This is a genomic window from Pseudidiomarina xizangensis, from assembly GCF_052541995.1.
Map to the genome: position 1 here is coordinate 532,986 of NZ_JBOBQA010000001.1, position 14,636 is coordinate 547,621.

The 14,636-nt window shown below is 48.3% G+C and carries 14 protein-coding genes; 9 read left to right on the plus strand and 5 right to left on the minus strand.

All coding sequences use genetic code 11. The features are described 5' to 3' along the window. Positions 1 to 95: 95 nt before the first annotated feature. The 5 genes from ACQ5ES_RS02475 to ACQ5ES_RS02495 all read right to left on the minus strand — a co-directional run bounded on the left by ACQ5ES_RS02475 (position 96) and on the right by ACQ5ES_RS02495 (position 6,288). Positions 96 to 3,200, minus strand: coding sequence for an efflux RND transporter permease subunit (locus tag ACQ5ES_RS02475; RefSeq protein ID WP_445014375.1), 3,105 nt, complete (start codon positions 3,198 to 3,200; stop codon positions 96 to 98). Beyond that, positions 3,197 to 4,252, minus strand: a complete 1,056-nt coding sequence (locus ACQ5ES_RS02480; protein ID WP_445014376.1) for an efflux RND transporter periplasmic adaptor subunit — start codon at positions 4,250 to 4,252, stop codon at positions 3,197 to 3,199. Before ACQ5ES_RS02480 ends, ACQ5ES_RS02475 begins: the two co-directional genes overlap by 4 nt. Before the next feature lie 125 nt (positions 4,253 to 4,377). Next, positions 4,378 to 5,313, minus strand: coding sequence for an SPFH domain-containing protein (locus ACQ5ES_RS02485; protein ID WP_445014377.1), 936 nt, complete (start codon positions 5,311 to 5,313; stop codon positions 4,378 to 4,380). 18 nt (positions 5,314 to 5,331) lie between these two features. After that, positions 5,332 to 5,784, minus strand: coding sequence for an NfeD family protein (locus tag ACQ5ES_RS02490; protein ID WP_445014378.1), 453 nt, complete (start codon positions 5,782 to 5,784; stop codon positions 5,332 to 5,334). A 78-nt stretch (positions 5,785 to 5,862) separates the two neighbouring features. Beyond that, positions 5,863 to 6,288: a hypothetical protein gene (locus ACQ5ES_RS02495; protein WP_445014379.1), complete on the minus strand. Its 426-nt coding sequence runs from the start codon at positions 6,286 to 6,288 to the stop codon at positions 5,863 to 5,865. A 224-nt stretch (positions 6,289 to 6,512) separates the two neighbouring features. Here ACQ5ES_RS02495 and ccoN point away from each other — a divergent pair, with 224 nt between their 5' ends. From ccoN to uspE, 9 genes are all read left to right on the plus strand, one after another. Then, positions 6,513 to 7,967: a cytochrome-c oxidase, cbb3-type subunit I gene (gene ccoN / locus ACQ5ES_RS02500; protein ID WP_445014380.1), complete on the plus strand. Its 1,455-nt coding sequence runs from the start codon at positions 6,513 to 6,515 to the stop codon at positions 7,965 to 7,967. Positions 7,968 to 7,979: 12 nt separating this feature from the next. Further along, positions 7,980 to 8,603 (plus strand): cytochrome-c oxidase, cbb3-type subunit II, encoded by a 624-nt coding sequence (gene ccoO, locus ACQ5ES_RS02505; RefSeq protein ID WP_445014381.1) that lies wholly within the window; start codon positions 7,980 to 7,982, stop codon positions 8,601 to 8,603. A gap of 1 nt (position 8,604) precedes the next feature. Beyond that, positions 8,605 to 8,796, plus strand: a complete 192-nt coding sequence (locus tag ACQ5ES_RS02510; RefSeq protein WP_445014382.1) for a cbb3-type cytochrome oxidase subunit 3 — start codon at positions 8,605 to 8,607, stop codon at positions 8,794 to 8,796. After that, positions 8,789 to 9,739 (plus strand): cytochrome-c oxidase, cbb3-type subunit III, encoded by a 951-nt coding sequence (ccoP, locus tag ACQ5ES_RS02515; protein ID WP_445014383.1) that lies wholly within the window; start codon positions 8,789 to 8,791, stop codon positions 9,737 to 9,739. The genes ACQ5ES_RS02510 and ccoP overlap by 8 nt, the downstream gene beginning before the upstream one ends. A 59-nt stretch (positions 9,740 to 9,798) precedes the next feature. Further along, positions 9,799 to 10,305, plus strand: a complete 507-nt coding sequence (locus tag ACQ5ES_RS02520; protein ID WP_445014384.1) for a FixH family protein — start codon at positions 9,799 to 9,801, stop codon at positions 10,303 to 10,305. A gap of 4 nt (positions 10,306 to 10,309) precedes the next feature. After that, positions 10,310 to 12,766, plus strand: coding sequence for a heavy metal translocating P-type ATPase (locus tag ACQ5ES_RS02525; RefSeq protein WP_445014385.1), 2,457 nt, complete (start codon positions 10,310 to 10,312; stop codon positions 12,764 to 12,766). A gap of 2 nt (positions 12,767 to 12,768) precedes the next feature. Continuing rightward, complete coding sequence (gene ccoS, locus ACQ5ES_RS02530; protein ID WP_445014386.1) at positions 12,769 to 12,951, plus strand: cbb3-type cytochrome oxidase assembly protein CcoS; 183 nt, start codon at positions 12,769 to 12,771, stop codon at positions 12,949 to 12,951. Next, entirely contained in the window at positions 12,941 to 13,600 is a 660-nt protein-coding gene (locus ACQ5ES_RS02535; RefSeq protein ID WP_445014387.1) for a sulfite exporter TauE/SafE family protein, read from the plus strand. The genes ccoS and ACQ5ES_RS02535 overlap by 11 nt, the downstream gene beginning before the upstream one ends. Positions 13,601 to 13,664: 64 nt before the next feature. Then, positions 13,665 to 14,594, plus strand: a complete 930-nt coding sequence (uspE, locus tag ACQ5ES_RS02540) for a universal stress protein UspE (protein ID WP_445014388.1) — start codon at positions 13,665 to 13,667, stop codon at positions 14,592 to 14,594. Positions 14,595 to 14,636: the final 42 nt, after the last annotated feature.

Below are 14,636 nucleotides of genomic sequence, written 5' to 3' on the forward strand. Positions count from 1 at the left end.
GTCCATCTGTTGCTGTAGTACGCCCTCGCAGCTCGCGCGCCCGCTTCGAACGATCCTCGTGTATTAGGCTCAATTTTCATGACACGGTTAAGCTGTTACTGAAGGTTAGCTTCATTAGTGTCTTGCGCTTTTTCCATTTCACGCTCTAAACGCTGGGTTTCATCCGCCCGAGGCTTGGTAAAACGCGCAAGTCCAAGGTAGATGACTGGGGTCAAATAAAGCGTAAAGACGACTGCAAAGGCAAGCCCACCAAACACCACCCAACCAATCGAGTTACGAGCTTCAGCGCCGGCACCGACCGAGAGAATCAACGGTAAAGCGCCAAGCAAGGTTGATACCAAGGTCATCATAATTGGCCGTAAACGTATATCAGCTGCATTTTCAACAGCTTCGCGCACGGTTTGGCCTTGATCACGCAATTGGTCGGCAAATTCGACCAGTAAAATAGAGTTTTTCGCAATCAAACCAATCAGCATAACCAGACCAATTTGTGAGAAAATATTGATCGATGTACCGGTCAGATACAATGCGAAAAATGCCGCAGCGATGCCAAAGGGCACCGTTGCCATGACCACAATAGCACTGTTCACGCTTTCAAACTGCGCGGCGAGCACCAGTAATACGATTAAGAAAGCGAGCACATAGGTCATCATAACTTCGCGTTCGGTTTCTTCATAAGCCTCTGCTTCGCCAAGTAGAACCATGCCTATGTTATCAGGCAAGGTGTCAGAGGCGATCTGACGTAAGTTTTCAACAACCTCTTCGATTGGAATACTGGTTGGCATTTGCATATCGACTTCGATGGCACGACGTTGTGCACGACGTTCTAATTCGGCGGCAACGCCCTCCTCACTAATGGTCGCGATACTCGACAGCGGCACTAACGCACCGTCAGCTGTGCCAACGTACAGGTTAGCAAGGTCTGTTGGCGATTTAATTTGACTGCGCTGCGCTTGCAAGATGATCGGCACCGCCTGATCACCTATATTTAAGTCGACAATGTCATCACCATTGATAGCGACGCGTAACGTGGCCGATATATCACTCAACGACACCCCAAGGTCTGATGCACGACGTCGATCGATATTTACCCGCAATTGCGGTTGCGTGGGCTGATAACCTACACGTGGAAAGCCAATTTCAGGCATGGCTTGCTGGGCCGCTTCACCAAATGCCAACGCTGCATCATAGATTTCACGGTAGTTATCACCAGTTAAGGCAACTTCCAGGCCACCACCCTGGCCGCGTAGATTTAAGCTGTTAGAACCAAAGGCGCGTGCTGGTGCTCCAGGAATACGACTCAGCGGCTCGTTAATTTCATCGATAATTTCTTGCTGAGAACGATCACGTTCCTCCCAATCGGTTAGCCTGACAGTAATAAATACCAAGTTAGGATCCCACTGTCCGACACGGGTGTTAATGCTTTCAACCGCGCCACCATTCACATACGGAAGCAAAATTTCTTCCATTTGCTGAGCTTGGCGATTCATGAAGTTCAGCCCAACACCATCGGGCCCTCGGGCAAAAATCCGAATCTGCCCGCGGTCTTCGGAGGGCATGAGCTCGTTATCGATATTCAGGTAAAAACCCACCGCACTACCAGCGATCAGTACACAAATGGCAAAAACCAATTTCGCATGATCAAGAACCCAATGAAGGGTTTTAACATAGCGATTACGGAAACGCGCACCGATGCGGGTTAGAAATGTTTCTTTGTGATCTTTCAGTGGCAACCGCGCCGTCAGAGCCGGAACTAAGGAAAGTGCTACAAACGATGAAATAATAACGGCTGCTGCTAATACTCCACCAAACTCCCGGAACAAGCGACCAGCGGTTGATGGTAAAAAAGCAATGGGTACAAATACAGCTACTAACACTGCCGTCGTCGCAACCACGGCAAAGAATACTTCACGGGTACCTATTACTGCGGCGGCACGTGCGCCAAGCCCCATACCACGCCGGCGCTGGATGTTTTCTGAGACAACAATTGCGTCATCGACAATTAACCCGGTAGCCAACACTAGGGCAAGTAACGTAAGTATATTGATCGAAAAGCCTAAAGCCCAAATTACGGCAATGGACCCTATCAACGCTACCGGAATAGAAACTGCAGGAATAACAGTAGCGCGACCGGAGCCAATAAATAACCATAGGGTCGCGACAACAAGTAAGATAGTCAGCGCTAAGGAAGTGATGACCTCTTCCACCGAACTACGGATGAATTCAGCATCGTCGTCGGTTACCCGTAGTGTCAGCTCTGGATATTGCTTACGTAAGTCCTCAACCAAGCGCAATACTTCGTTGGAAATCTCGATGGTGTTAGAACGCGCTTGGCGGATAATGCCTAAACCGAGAACCTGCTTGCCGTCGAGTCGCGTTATGCTATTGGCATCAGCAGGACCAAAATAAACAGTGGCAATGTCGCCGATTCTAGTGGTACCGGAAATAATTATATTTTCAACATCTTCAGTCGACACTGAGCTAGCATCAGCCCGAACTATGAGCTGTTGATCCGTTGATTTTAAGCTCCCTGCCGGAACATCGAACGGCGCCTGTCGCAAAACCGCAGCGACGTCACTTACTGTCAGTTGATAGCTCGCCAATCGTAAAGGTTCGATGACAACACGCATGACGCGGCGACGATCACCGGTTAACCGTACATCAGCGACCCCCGGGATATTTAAAAAATTTGGCGCTAAATCGGTTTCTACTCGCTCTGTTAATGCCGGTAGGTCAAGTGCTGCACTGGAAATAGCTAAAGAAACCACAGATTCCGCGTCATTATCGGCTTTAATAATCGCAACATTCTCAACTTCTTCAGGTAACGCGCGCTGTACCCGACTTACCGATTCCCGCGTTTCATTGGCAGCATTGTCGAGATCAATCCCGGGGCGAAACTCAACCACGACCCGCGAGCTACCCTCTTCACTTGATGCGCGTATGGACTTAACCCCACTTACGCGCGCCACCGCCCCTTCTAGCCGACTGGTAACCTCAGTATCTACAGTTTCCGGCGCTGCGCCAGGATAGCTGGCGGTGACCGAAATTACCGGCCGATCAACATCGGGTAACTCACGTACCTCAACCCCCTGAATGGCAGCAAGTCCGGCAATAATGATAAGCAAGTTCAAAACAACAATAAGTACCGGACGGCGGATCGAAAGTGACGGTAAATCATTTAGTTGCGGAGCCCATTTCATTGATTAGAACTCCTATTTGCTAATTCTTTAACGGACTGACCTTCACGTAGACTTTGCACGCCCTCAACGATAAGTTCATCACCAAGTTGCAAATTACCGTCCACCAGCACGCGGCCGGGTAGGCGCTGTTTTATCGAAACGTCGATCCGCTTCGCTTTACCGTCTTCCGCAATCCAAACGTAGGCACCTTCTGGCCCCCACATTAAACCGGCTTCTGGAACCACTGGATAACTGTCACCAGCTAAGGTTAAGGCCACTCGGAAGCTCATACCGGGGCGATACTTGTCGTTGCTATTGTCGATTAGCGCACGGATCCTCACAGTACGGCTACTTTGCTCAATACGTGAACCTATTTCGGTAACTTTTGCTTGCAAAGGCTCTTGCAGACGCAACCACGAATAAACCGTTAATTCGGCACCTTGCTCAAGCATTGCCACCGAAGCCTCAGGTGCCTGAAAATCGATATACAGTTGGTCTCGCTTATCCAGCGTGGCGATCAATGTTTGCGGCGTGATTCGGTCACCTGCTTCGACATCTGTGATACCTACAACTCCGGCAAACGGAGCGACAACTTGGCGGTCATCCAGATTGGTTTGTGCTTCATCAACAGCAACTTCAAGTAAGTCACGGGCGATCACTGCCTCGTCTAACTGGCTTTGTGGAATAGCCCCTTTGGCACGAGTCGTCTGCAACCGCTCAACGGTGCGTTCGGCATCGGTCAATTGCAATTTCGCACGCTGTAACGCGATACGCTGCCGTCTAGCGTCCAGTTGCACCAATACTTGACCTTGCACTACCTGGTCTCCAGGTTCGAAGTTGACCGCTGTTACGACATCACCGATAGCTGGATAAAGCTCGACAGATTGCAGGGCTTCTGCGTAGGCAACGGCTTCTTGTTGTTCCCGCTTACGCTCAAATCCTAATGGTTGTAACACAACTAAAGCGGCTTGCTCGGCATTCCCCCACTGTTGCGCAGCAACTGGTTTTGAGACCTGAGGTACCGTCACGGCCAGAGTAAGCACAGCAAGTGTTAAAGCAGTAGACAACTTCATTGAATTTGATTTCCTTATGCACGGATAATGTGTATTAGTTGTAAACTATGCGTATTTCAGCAAATACGATCAAAAAAGACTGCCCATCTACGATGAACAGTCTTTTAGATACGCCAGTTTAACAATTACCGCTGGCTGGGCTTGGCCTTTAGTACTTCAGTAAGGCCTGCTACGGCACCGCCGATATCCGACAGTTGCGCTGGCAAAATTAATGTATTGGTTTCTTTCGCTAACTTACCAAACTCTTTCACATACTGCTCAGCAACACGAAGACTCACGGCATCCTGACCGCCCGGCTCTTGAATTGCACTCGCTATCTTGCGTAATCCTTCAGCTGTGGCTACGGCAATCAGTTCGATTTCGCGTGCACGGCCTTCAGCCTCATTAATTTGTTTTTGCTTTTCGGCTTCCGATAAATTAATCACTTCTTGTTTCTGACCTTCAGAAACATTGATCATGGCTTGGCGTTCGCCTTCAGATTTTGCGATGGCAGCGCGTCGCTCACGCTCGGCGCGCATTTGTTGTTCCAATGCGTCTTTGATACTCATTGGTAGTTCAATGTCAGAGATTTCGTAACGCAGTACCTTAATGCCCCACGGGGCTGCGGCCTCATCTAACGCTTGCACCACGATTTCATTAATGCGCGCGCGCTCTTCGAAGGTCTTATCAAGATCCGTTTGACCAATCACTGAACGCATGGTGGTTTGTGCGAGCTGCGATGCCGCATAACGGTAGTCGTTGATGCCATAACTTGCCTTGTGCGCATCCACCACTTGTATGTAAAGCACACCGTTGATACCGACCTGGATGTTATCTCGGGTAACACAGGCCTGCCGTTCAACGTCAATCACTTCTTCTTTAAGAGTATGTTGGTAGGCGACTTTATCAACAAAGGGGATTAACAGATGAAAGCCCGACTCCAGCGTACGGCTATAGCGCCCTAGCCGCTCGATAACGAAGTTGGTCCGTTGTGGCACAATTCGTGCAGTTTTTAAAATAATAATGATAACAGCAAGCGCAAAACCTAATGCGAGTACCGTGCCAACATTTAATTCCAACATAGCTGCTTCCTTTTAGTTTTATTCTTTTACCGGTTTTTCGCGGCCAACGGTCAGTTGAATACCTTCGTTTGCGAGCACCCATGCGGTTTCGCCCGCTTTCAACTCATCTTCAGAGAATGCATCCCATTGCACACCGTTGAGAACCACCCGCCCGGCGCCATGATTAAAATCACGAATGACTTTTACCCGTGCGCCAATATCACGTTGAAAATTCGGTTTGGCGTCATCTTCATCGGTTGTGTATCCCATAAACCAGCGCTTAAACTGGCCTCGGGCGAATATTAAAAGCGCCAGGCTAACCACTCCAAAAACCGCAAACTGAGTTGAGCTTTCTGCAATCAAATCCCAGTGTAATAAAAGCCCGGTCGCTATTGCGCCGATTCCTAAAAACACAGCGATTACGCTGGTTAGAAGCAACTCGGAGAGTATCAGTAAGATACCTATCACGATCCAAATTAACGCCACAGACATAGCATTCCCTCAGCTAGTTTACATGTTATTGCAAGCGACTATAGCACGCTAATTGTGCAGTGCGACAAGACAATTGTTTCAATTTGCTACGCTAGTGAAGGTGATGCTGATTGGTCGAGCAACTTCAGTTGCAGGCTCTAGTAACGGTACCGTGAGTCGCCAAATCATTTTTGCCTCGGTACATGCGCCCAAGTATAAAGTTGCTTGCCAACGGCCTGTATCGTTTTCGTTCCACTGTAATGGTATGCGTCCCATGTACATTGATTCACCTTCAACAAAGCTTAATCCCGGAACTACATGGGCTGGAAGCTCTAATTTTAGCTCTAAGGGATGCTCAATCGGCACTGGTTGGCTGGGCATGATCAAACTAATAGAGGCGCCAAACATTTCATAACGCGTGGTAGGCAATGCTCGTTCTGTAGTTGGCTTGCAACTGAGTAAAACAAGCGCGCAGACCGCCAGGGCAGAGACCTTACATAAAGTATGGTTAAGTTCTTGAGTCATAAAACCTTTTAATTCCTAGTAAATCCCTGATTGTTTTTTCTTCAAGCTGCCGGCAGGCTTGATATTTTAACGGTTTATCGCTGTATTTTTGCGAATAAACATCATAAAATATGCATGTTTGTTGAAGTATCCGACACGCGATCATCAATGTCACGTTACTCTTTTTAGAAGACGGTTGTGAAATTATCGCTTCCCAAGCACGAGCATCAACGCGGAAAACAAAAATGAGTCAAACAAATCCACAGCAAATCGAATACAACCTCAAAGTCGTCAGACAGTTTACTGTGATGACGGTCATTTGGGGGATTATCGGTATGGCATTAGGTGTTTGGATTGCCGCTCAGCTGATCTGGCCTGAGCTAAATTTCGATACTCCATGGCTTACCTACTCTCGTCTGCGCCCACTGCATACCAATGCTGTCATTTTTGCGTTCAGCACCTCAGCGCTCATGGGAACCTCGTTTTATATTGTGCAAAAAACATGTCGCACCAACTTATTTTCGGACAAGCTGGCTGCTTTTGTGTTTTGGTCTTGGCAAGCCATTATTGTGCTTGCCGTGATCACTCTACCACTCGGCCTTACTTCATCTAAAGAGTATGCCGAACTGGAGTGGCCCATTGACATTTTGATCGCATTGTCCTGGATCGCCTATATTATCGTATTCTTTGGGACTCTGGTTAAACGCAACACGTCACACATTTACGTTGCAAACTGGTTCTATGGTGGTTTTATAATCACCGTTGCGGTACTGCATATCGTCAATAGCATGGCGCTTCCAGTCTCCTTCACCAAGTCCTATAGCATCTATGCTGGTTCTGTCGATGCCATGATTCAGTGGTGGTATGGCCACAATGCGGTAGGCTTCTTATTGACCGCAGGCTTCTTGGGTATGATGTATTACTTCGTTCCCAAACAAGCCGAACGCCCAGTGTATTCGTATCGCTTGTCAGTTGTTCACTTCTGGGCCTTGATCTCGCTTTATATTTGGGCAGGTCCACACCATTTACATTACACAGCTTTACCAGACTGGACTCAGTCTCTTGGTATGGTGATGTCTGTTATCTTATTCGTGCCGTCATGGGGCGGTATGATCAACGGTATCATGACCTTGTCAGGAGCTTGGCATAAGCTTAAAACCGATCCAATTTTGCGCTTCTTAATCGTTTCCTTATCGTTCTACGGTATGTCGACCTTTGAAGGCCCGATGATGGCAATCAAATCTGTTAACGCCTTATCGCATTATACTGACTGGACCATCGGTCACGTGCACTCAGGTGCATTAGGCTGGGTCGCAATGATCACCATTGGTTCGCTGTACTATTTGATTCCACGTTTGTGGAGCCAAACCCAGATGTACAGCGTACGCTGGATCAACATCCACTTCTGGTTACATACCATTGGTGTCGTGCTGTACATCGTTGCATTGTGGATTTCTGGTGTAATGCAAGGTCTGATGTGGCGCGCAGTCAATGCGGAAGACGGTACACTCACCTATAGTTTTGTCGAGAGTGTCGAAGCTTCGTACCCATTTTGGTTTATTCGTTTTGTTGGTGGTCTGTTCATCGTTGCCGGTATGTTGCTCATGGCATGGAACGGTTACCGTACCATCAAGGCTGGTACACCAAGTTCTGAAACCATCGATGTTGCTCCCCGTGAAGCAGCACTAAAATCAGCTTAAGGAGTCGCACTAATGAGCAAAAACATTAAGCATGATTTCGTTGAAAAGCGCGTCGGTTGGCTAGCCATTCTAGCCACCATCGCCATTTCAATCGGTGGTTTAGTGGAAATCACCCCATTGATTTTCCAAAAACAGACCAACGAGCCGGTGGTTGGCTTAGAGCCTTACACTGCGCTTGAACTTGAAGGTCGCGATATTTATATTCGCGAAGGTTGTAACAACTGTCATAGCCAGATGATTCGTCCTTTTCGTTCGGAAACAGAGCGTTACGGGCACTATTCATTGGCAGGTGAACATGTTTGGGAACATCCTTTCCTTTGGGGCTCAAAACGTACTGGCCCTGATCTCGCGCGCGTTGGTGGTCGTTACAGTGACGAATGGCATTATGTTCATTTAATGAACCCGCGTGATGTGGTTCCAGAATCGAACATGCCAGGGTATCCATGGTTAGTGGAAAATAAACTGGATGGAGAACTAACAGCTAAGAAAATGGAGGTTTTTCAACTCTACGGCGTACCTTACACCGAAGACGATATTAATGGTGCTAAAGCGGCTGTTACTGGGAAAACCGAAATGGAAGCGTTAATCGCCTACCTACAATCGTTAGGTACTGGTTTGCAACAACAGGCCAATTAAGATGGATTACATCACCTGGCGTAGTTTTTACACAGTTTTAGTTTTCGTATTGTTCATTGGCATCGTGCTCTGGGCATACAGCAAAGGTCGTAAAAAGAGCTTTGATGAAGCCGCTAATTCAATCTTCGAAGAGGATGAATTAAAGCGCACTAAACAAGACAATACTAAACAGGAGTCGAAGAATAATGAGTAGCTTCTGGAGTGCATGGATTATTGTCCTTACCCTAGCGTTTTTGGTTGGTATCATCTGGCTGCTACGCTGGAATATGACCAACTTTACCGGGATAAAAGAAGGTGAACTCATGGATCATGAGTTCGACGGTATCGTTGAAATTAACAACCCGTTACCACGTTGGTGGATGATCCTATTTTGGGTCACTATCGTTTGGGGTATCATTTATCTTGTCCTATTCCCTGGACTCGGTAATTTCCAAGGCTTATTAGGCTGGAGCAGTTCGAATCAGGACGTCCGTTCGATTGAAGAATCACGTGCCGCTACTGAAGCGCATCGTGAAGCTGGTTTAATCGTGGAATACGACCGCAAAATGCAAGCAGCAGAAGAACGCTTCGGTCCGATTTTCGAAGCATACGCGCAACGTCCGATAAAAGAACTTGCGCAAGATCCCGGGGCAACTGAAATAGGCCAACGCTTGTATCTTCAGAACTGCGCACAATGTCATGGCTCGAATGCAATGGGCGGTAAAGGCTTCCCTAATTTGACCGACGATGATTGGCTCTATGGTGGATCACCGGAAGCAATCAAGACCAGTTTATTGCAAGGTCGCCAGGGTCAAATGCCTGGATTCAGTGCACAGTTTAATGAGCAACAAATTACTGAGCTAGCCACTTATGTATTGAGCCTGAGCGGTCGCAAAGTTGATCCTGAACTTGCTTCAGCAGGCAAACAGAACTATGCCGTCTGCGCTGCCTGTCACGGTCAAGACGGTACCGGTAACCAACAACTCGGTGCGCCAAATCTTACTGACAACATTTGGTTATATGGTGGCTCGCAAGAAGCTATCGAAACAACGCTGACCAATGGTCGTAACGGCGTTATGCCAGCGTGGAAAGATATCCTCGGCGAGGATAAAATACACGTCATTAGTGCCTACGTGTACGGGCTTTCAAACGACTAAACTGAAAACCCCGCAGCAGCGGGGTTTTTTATAGCGACATGAATTTGAGGATAGTGGTAATGGGTAAGCCTTGGTACAAGCAGGTATGGCCTTGGGTATTGATGTTAATTCCCTTTTCTGTGGTAATCGCAATGCTCATTACCTTAACCGTAGCCTCAAGTTACGGCGATAATCCAATGGTGGTTGACGACTATTACAAACAAGGTCGCGGCATCAATACGCAAGTTGAAAAAGTCCAGGAAGCGCAGGCGCGCAGTATTTCATTTGTGTTTAGCCATGACGGGCGCAATTTAGTTTTAGCCTACAAAACCGGTCAACCAAACGAGCTTACCGCGCTGACACTTAGTTTCTATCACACTACGCTGGCTGATAAAGACTTCACTTTGCGGCTTACTGCTGATGCTGACGGTCGTTTTCGTGGACAGCTACCAGTAGATGTTGCAGATGAGCCGGGAAAGTGGACCCTCACGATCACGCCATTTGATGGTAGTTGGCGCTTAAGTCAACAGATACAGCTGCCCAGTTATCGAGAGTTAACACTCGAACCGCTAACTTACGGCGTTTGATCTCATGCCTAGTGCGCTGCCGCATCCTCCCGCCGGTACTTGCTTTCATTGCCTGCAGCCCTTGCCCGATAACGGCGGCTATGAGGTAACAGTAGCCAATGAGAGTCGTGCTGTATGCTGTTATGGCTGTCAGGCAGTAGCGCAAACAATTGATGATCAAAACCTCTTACATTTTTATCAATTCCGGGATACCAGTAATCCACTACAGATTCCGCTGCTGCCGGAAGAACTTCAACAACTTGAAGCCTATGATCAAAGTGAGTTGCAAGATCAGTTCACGCAAACCACAACTGCAGGGCTGAAAACCACAACCTTATCAATTGAAGGAATGACCTGCGCTGCCTGTGCCTGGTTGATTGAACAACAACTCCAGCGTCTTGACGGGGTGCACAAAGCCCAGGTCAATGCCACCACTGAGCGGGTGCTAATTTGCTGGCAACCAGAACAAGTGAAGTTGAGTACCCTATTGCAACAAATCGCGGGTTTAGGCTATCGTGCGCTGCCGTTTCAGGCCGCTACTCAAGAACACGACTTCAAACGTCGACGTCGCTATTTTGTACGTCGTATCGGTATTGCCGGACTTGCAACTATGCAAGTGATGATGATTGCCGTCGCTTTATATTTCGGTATGGTCTCTGAACTTGATCCAACCATGCGTCAGTTCTTTTGGTGGATCAGTTTGTTGTTTGCCACCCCGGTTTTGTTATATAGCGCACAACCCTTTTATATGTCGGCGCTACGCAGCATACAGGCCAAGCAACTGAATATGGACGTGCCTGTAAGCTTGGCTCTTTTAAGTGCCTACGGTGCGAGTGCTTACGCAACTTTCGCCAATCAAGGTGAAGTCTATTTTGAATCCGTCAGCATGTTCACTTTTCTGTTATTAGTAGGCCGCTACCTTGAGCTTTTAGCTAAGCAGCGCGCCATCGCGACAGCGGCTAACTTAGTCAAGTTGCTACCTGCTACCGCGCAGCGTGAAACCAGTGACGGACAGCTTGAGGCCATTGCCGTTCACAAACTCAAGCAAGGCGATGTCGTCAGGGTGTTGCCGGGCCAGACATTACCCGCCGACGGTCAGCTATTGACCGCACAAGCAGCTATCAACGAAAGTATGCTTACCGGCGAGAGTGTTCCCGTGAATCACCTACACGGTCAAACGGTATATGCCGGAACCTTGAATCAAGCACAGCCGATTCGCGTCATGGTACAAGCAACACAACAAAGCACCGTAATGGCTAAAATTGCTGCGATGCAAGATCAAGCACTGGCCAATAAACCGAAATTAGCCTTACACGCCGAACGCTTAGCTAATCAGTTCGTTAAACAACTTCTTATTTTAGCCGCGTTGACCTTTTTGGTATGGAGCTTTATTGAACCGCAAGAAGCCTTTTGGGTCACCCTTGCGGTGCTTGTCGCAACTTGCCCTTGTGCTCTGGCGTTAGCTGCTCCGACTGCAGTGACCGGGGTTATTCACCGGCTCAATAAACAAGGTATTTTGCTACGCAATACCGATGCTATCGAAGCGCTGCGCGACTGCCGAACCCTAGTGGTCGATAAAACCGGAACCCTGACCAGCGGAAAATTTAGCATCGCCGAGCAAAGTTATCTGAGCGAGCGTTATCCCCCTGCTGTGATTGATAGTTTGGCGCGCGCGCTTGAGCAACACTCGGAACATCCATTGGCCGCACCTTTTGCAAGTTTTGCTAACCCTGAGCAAATTCAGCTCGATAACGTAAAGGTAGAACTTGGCGCCGGCATTGAAGCACTTTGGCATGACGACGCACTACACCAACACGTACGCATTGGTAACACGCGTTATATCTCAGAATGGCACCCGCAGGCGCGGAACCTGCCCGCAGCCAACGTGATCCTCGCGACCCGTAATGAAATCCTGGCTTGCTATCACGTCACCGACACCTTGCGCGATGATGTTCCAGCTACCCTTGCGGCGCTGCGCAAATTGGGTTTTGAAATTATCATGTTAACTGGTGACAGCCGTAGCAATGCCGAGCAAGTTGCTAAGCAGCTGAATATCACCCAGGTGAAGGCCGAGTGCTTACCTGAAGATAAACTTGCTTTTGTGCGCGAGCAACAGCGACTCGGCCCAGTATTGATGATTGGCGACGGCATTAATGATGGCCCGGTAATGGCACAGGCGGATATCTCCATGACCTTTGGCCATGCTGCCGATCTCGCCCGTCAGGCAGCAGATATTGTGGCCATGCGCAACGATTTTGCCGCCGTCACTACACTACTGGCAAGTACCCGTAAAAGTCGACGCATCCTCAAACAAAACATTACCTGGGCGCTGCTGTACAATGTTGGCATCATTCCTATTGCCGTACTGGGACTGGTCACCCCCTACATAGCAGCTATTGGCATGTCGCTGAGTTCATTGTTAGTTTTAGTAAACTCACTTAGACTCTACCGTAGCGACACTGCTACAAAATCATCGAGGTAGCTTTGGAAAGCCTTTATATATTAATCCCAATTGCCATTCTGTTTGTCATTATTGCTGTGGCGGTGTTCTTTTGGGCGGTTCGTAGCGATCAATTTGAAGATCTCGAGCGGCAAGGGATGAACGTGTTGCTCGATGATAACCAACCGAAAAAAACCAAAGACAAGCAAGATAAAGATGAATCTTGATGTAGCTGCAGCTTTTTTCATGGGCTTAGCAGGTGCTGGGCATTGCCTTATGATGTGCGGTGGTTTAGCCGGAGCTTTGGGCGCCAAGCCGGCACTGTCAGAACTTATAAGTTACAACCTAGGACGTATTACCTCCTATATGCTTGCCGGTGTACTAGTAGGCCTATTCAGTCAAATTTTACTAAGCAGTTTTGCCCCTGCCCTGATTGGCTTACGTTTTGTCGCGGCAGTTTTTTTGGTCGCACTCGGTTGCTACTTTGGCGGTTGGTGGCTGGGCCTGCAGAAGCTTGAAAGAATCGGTCGACCACTGTGGCGCAAACTTGCGCCTTATGCGACCCAATTACGTGAGCAAAATGCTCTTTCCAGTCGTTTCGCCGCCGGCATGTTGTGGGGCTGGCTACCCTGTGGTTTGGTCTACAGTGCGTTAAGTTGGGCAGCACTTAGCGCCTCTGCAAGTTCTGGCGCACTGTACATGTTAGCCTTCGGGCTTGGTACCTTGCCAGCAATGTTGGCGTTTGGCTGGTTTAGTGGCGCCCTGCAAAGTATTTTAAAGGCACGAGGCTTCCGCCAGGCAATGGGCGTAATCATGATCATGTATGGCCTTTGGGTGGCAAGTATTGCCCTTCGTCAAACTTTGTTAATGACATAATTAGCCAGCTGCAGAATTCCCGACTAAACTCAATTAATAAAGTAGGCGATTCAACGAGGTAGCTATGTCTTGCGTCAATAATATTTTGGTCGTTCTCGACCCCGATAAGCAGCAGCAGAAGGCGCTAAATCGTGCGCTGCACTTAGCACGTATTAGTCAGGCATCGGTAACCCTGATGCTCTCTATTTATGACTTCTCCTACGAAATGACCACGATGCTCGCAGCTGAAGAGCGCAACACCATGCGCGATAGTTTAATTAAAGACCGCAAGGTTTGGGTGGAAGATCTGCTTGAGGATTACAATACTCGTGACCTTGATATTACTATTACGGTGTTGTGGCACAATCGCCCCTACGAAGCTATTATTGAAACTGCCATTAGTGGCGAGTATGACATCATTGTTAAGGCCACTCATCCCCATGAGGGACTAGCACACTTAATCTTCACACCTACTGACTGGCATTTGTTGCGTAAAGCGCCCTGCCTGGTGCTATTGGTAAAAGAACACGAGTGGCCAGAGCATGGCAAAGTTCTCGCCGCCATTCACACGACCGGTGAACACGACCACCATGATAGTTTGAACCATAGAATCACCGAAGCGGCACAAGGTTTCGCAAGTTGTCTACACAGCGAAGTACATCTAATTAACGCTTATCCTGGCGCGCCGGTGACCATTGCCGCTGAAATCCCTGAATTTGATACGGGTAATTATCGCGAGGTAATTGCTGAAAATCATCAACAAGCACTTGCCGAACATGCCCAACGCTTTAGCATTGCTGAAAGTTGCCAACACGTGCGCGAAGGTCTGCCAGAGCAAGTTATTCCTGAACTTGCAGAAGAGCTCGATGCCGAGCTTGTGGTACTTGGAACTATCGGCCGTACTGGTATCAGCGCTGCGCTATTAGGGAATACAGCCGAACATGTCATCGAACAAATCAATTGTGATTTGCTTGCCGTAAAACCAGCGGGATTTGAATCACCAGTTAAGGTATAATCCGCCGGTTTTCTGGCAAAATGAGTAACGGTGAAGTGAGTT

What these genes read in the sequence shown, in the direction of transcription:
- ccoP (WP_445014383.1), top strand. Translation starts at nt 8,789, where the DNA reads ATGAGTAGCTTCTGGAGTGCATGGATTATTGTCCTTACCCTAGCGTTT.
- ACQ5ES_RS02510 (WP_445014382.1), top strand. Translation starts at nt 8,605, where the DNA reads ATGGATTACATCACCTGGCGTAGTTTTTACACAGTTTTAGTTTTCGTA.
- ACQ5ES_RS02480 (WP_445014376.1), bottom strand. Translation starts at nt 4,252, where the DNA reads ATGAAGTTGTCTACTGCTTTAACACTTGCTGTGCTTACTCTGGCCGTG.
- ACQ5ES_RS02490 (WP_445014378.1), bottom strand. Translation starts at nt 5,784, where the DNA reads ATGTCTGTGGCGTTAATTTGGATCGTGATAGGTATCTTACTGATACTC.
- ccoO (WP_445014381.1), top strand. Translation starts at nt 7,980, where the DNA reads ATGAGCAAAAACATTAAGCATGATTTCGTTGAAAAGCGCGTCGGTTGG.
- ACQ5ES_RS02535 (WP_445014387.1), top strand. Translation starts at nt 12,941, where the DNA reads ATGAATCTTGATGTAGCTGCAGCTTTTTTCATGGGCTTAGCAGGTGCT.
- ACQ5ES_RS02475 (WP_445014375.1), bottom strand. Translation starts at nt 3,200, where the DNA reads ATGAAATGGGCTCCGCAACTAAATGATTTACCGTCACTTTCGATCCGC.
- ACQ5ES_RS02485 (WP_445014377.1), bottom strand. Translation starts at nt 5,313, where the DNA reads ATGTTGGAATTAAATGTTGGCACGGTACTCGCATTAGGTTTTGCGCTT.
- ccoN (WP_445014380.1), top strand. Translation starts at nt 6,513, where the DNA reads ATGAGTCAAACAAATCCACAGCAAATCGAATACAACCTCAAAGTCGTC.
- ACQ5ES_RS02495 (WP_445014379.1), bottom strand. Translation starts at nt 6,288, where the DNA reads ATGACTCAAGAACTTAACCATACTTTATGTAAGGTCTCTGCCCTGGCG.
- ACQ5ES_RS02525 (WP_445014385.1), top strand. Translation starts at nt 10,310, where the DNA reads ATGCCTAGTGCGCTGCCGCATCCTCCCGCCGGTACTTGCTTTCATTGC.
- ACQ5ES_RS02520 (WP_445014384.1), top strand. Translation starts at nt 9,799, where the DNA reads ATGGGTAAGCCTTGGTACAAGCAGGTATGGCCTTGGGTATTGATGTTA.
- uspE (WP_445014388.1), top strand. Translation starts at nt 13,665, where the DNA reads ATGTCTTGCGTCAATAATATTTTGGTCGTTCTCGACCCCGATAAGCAG.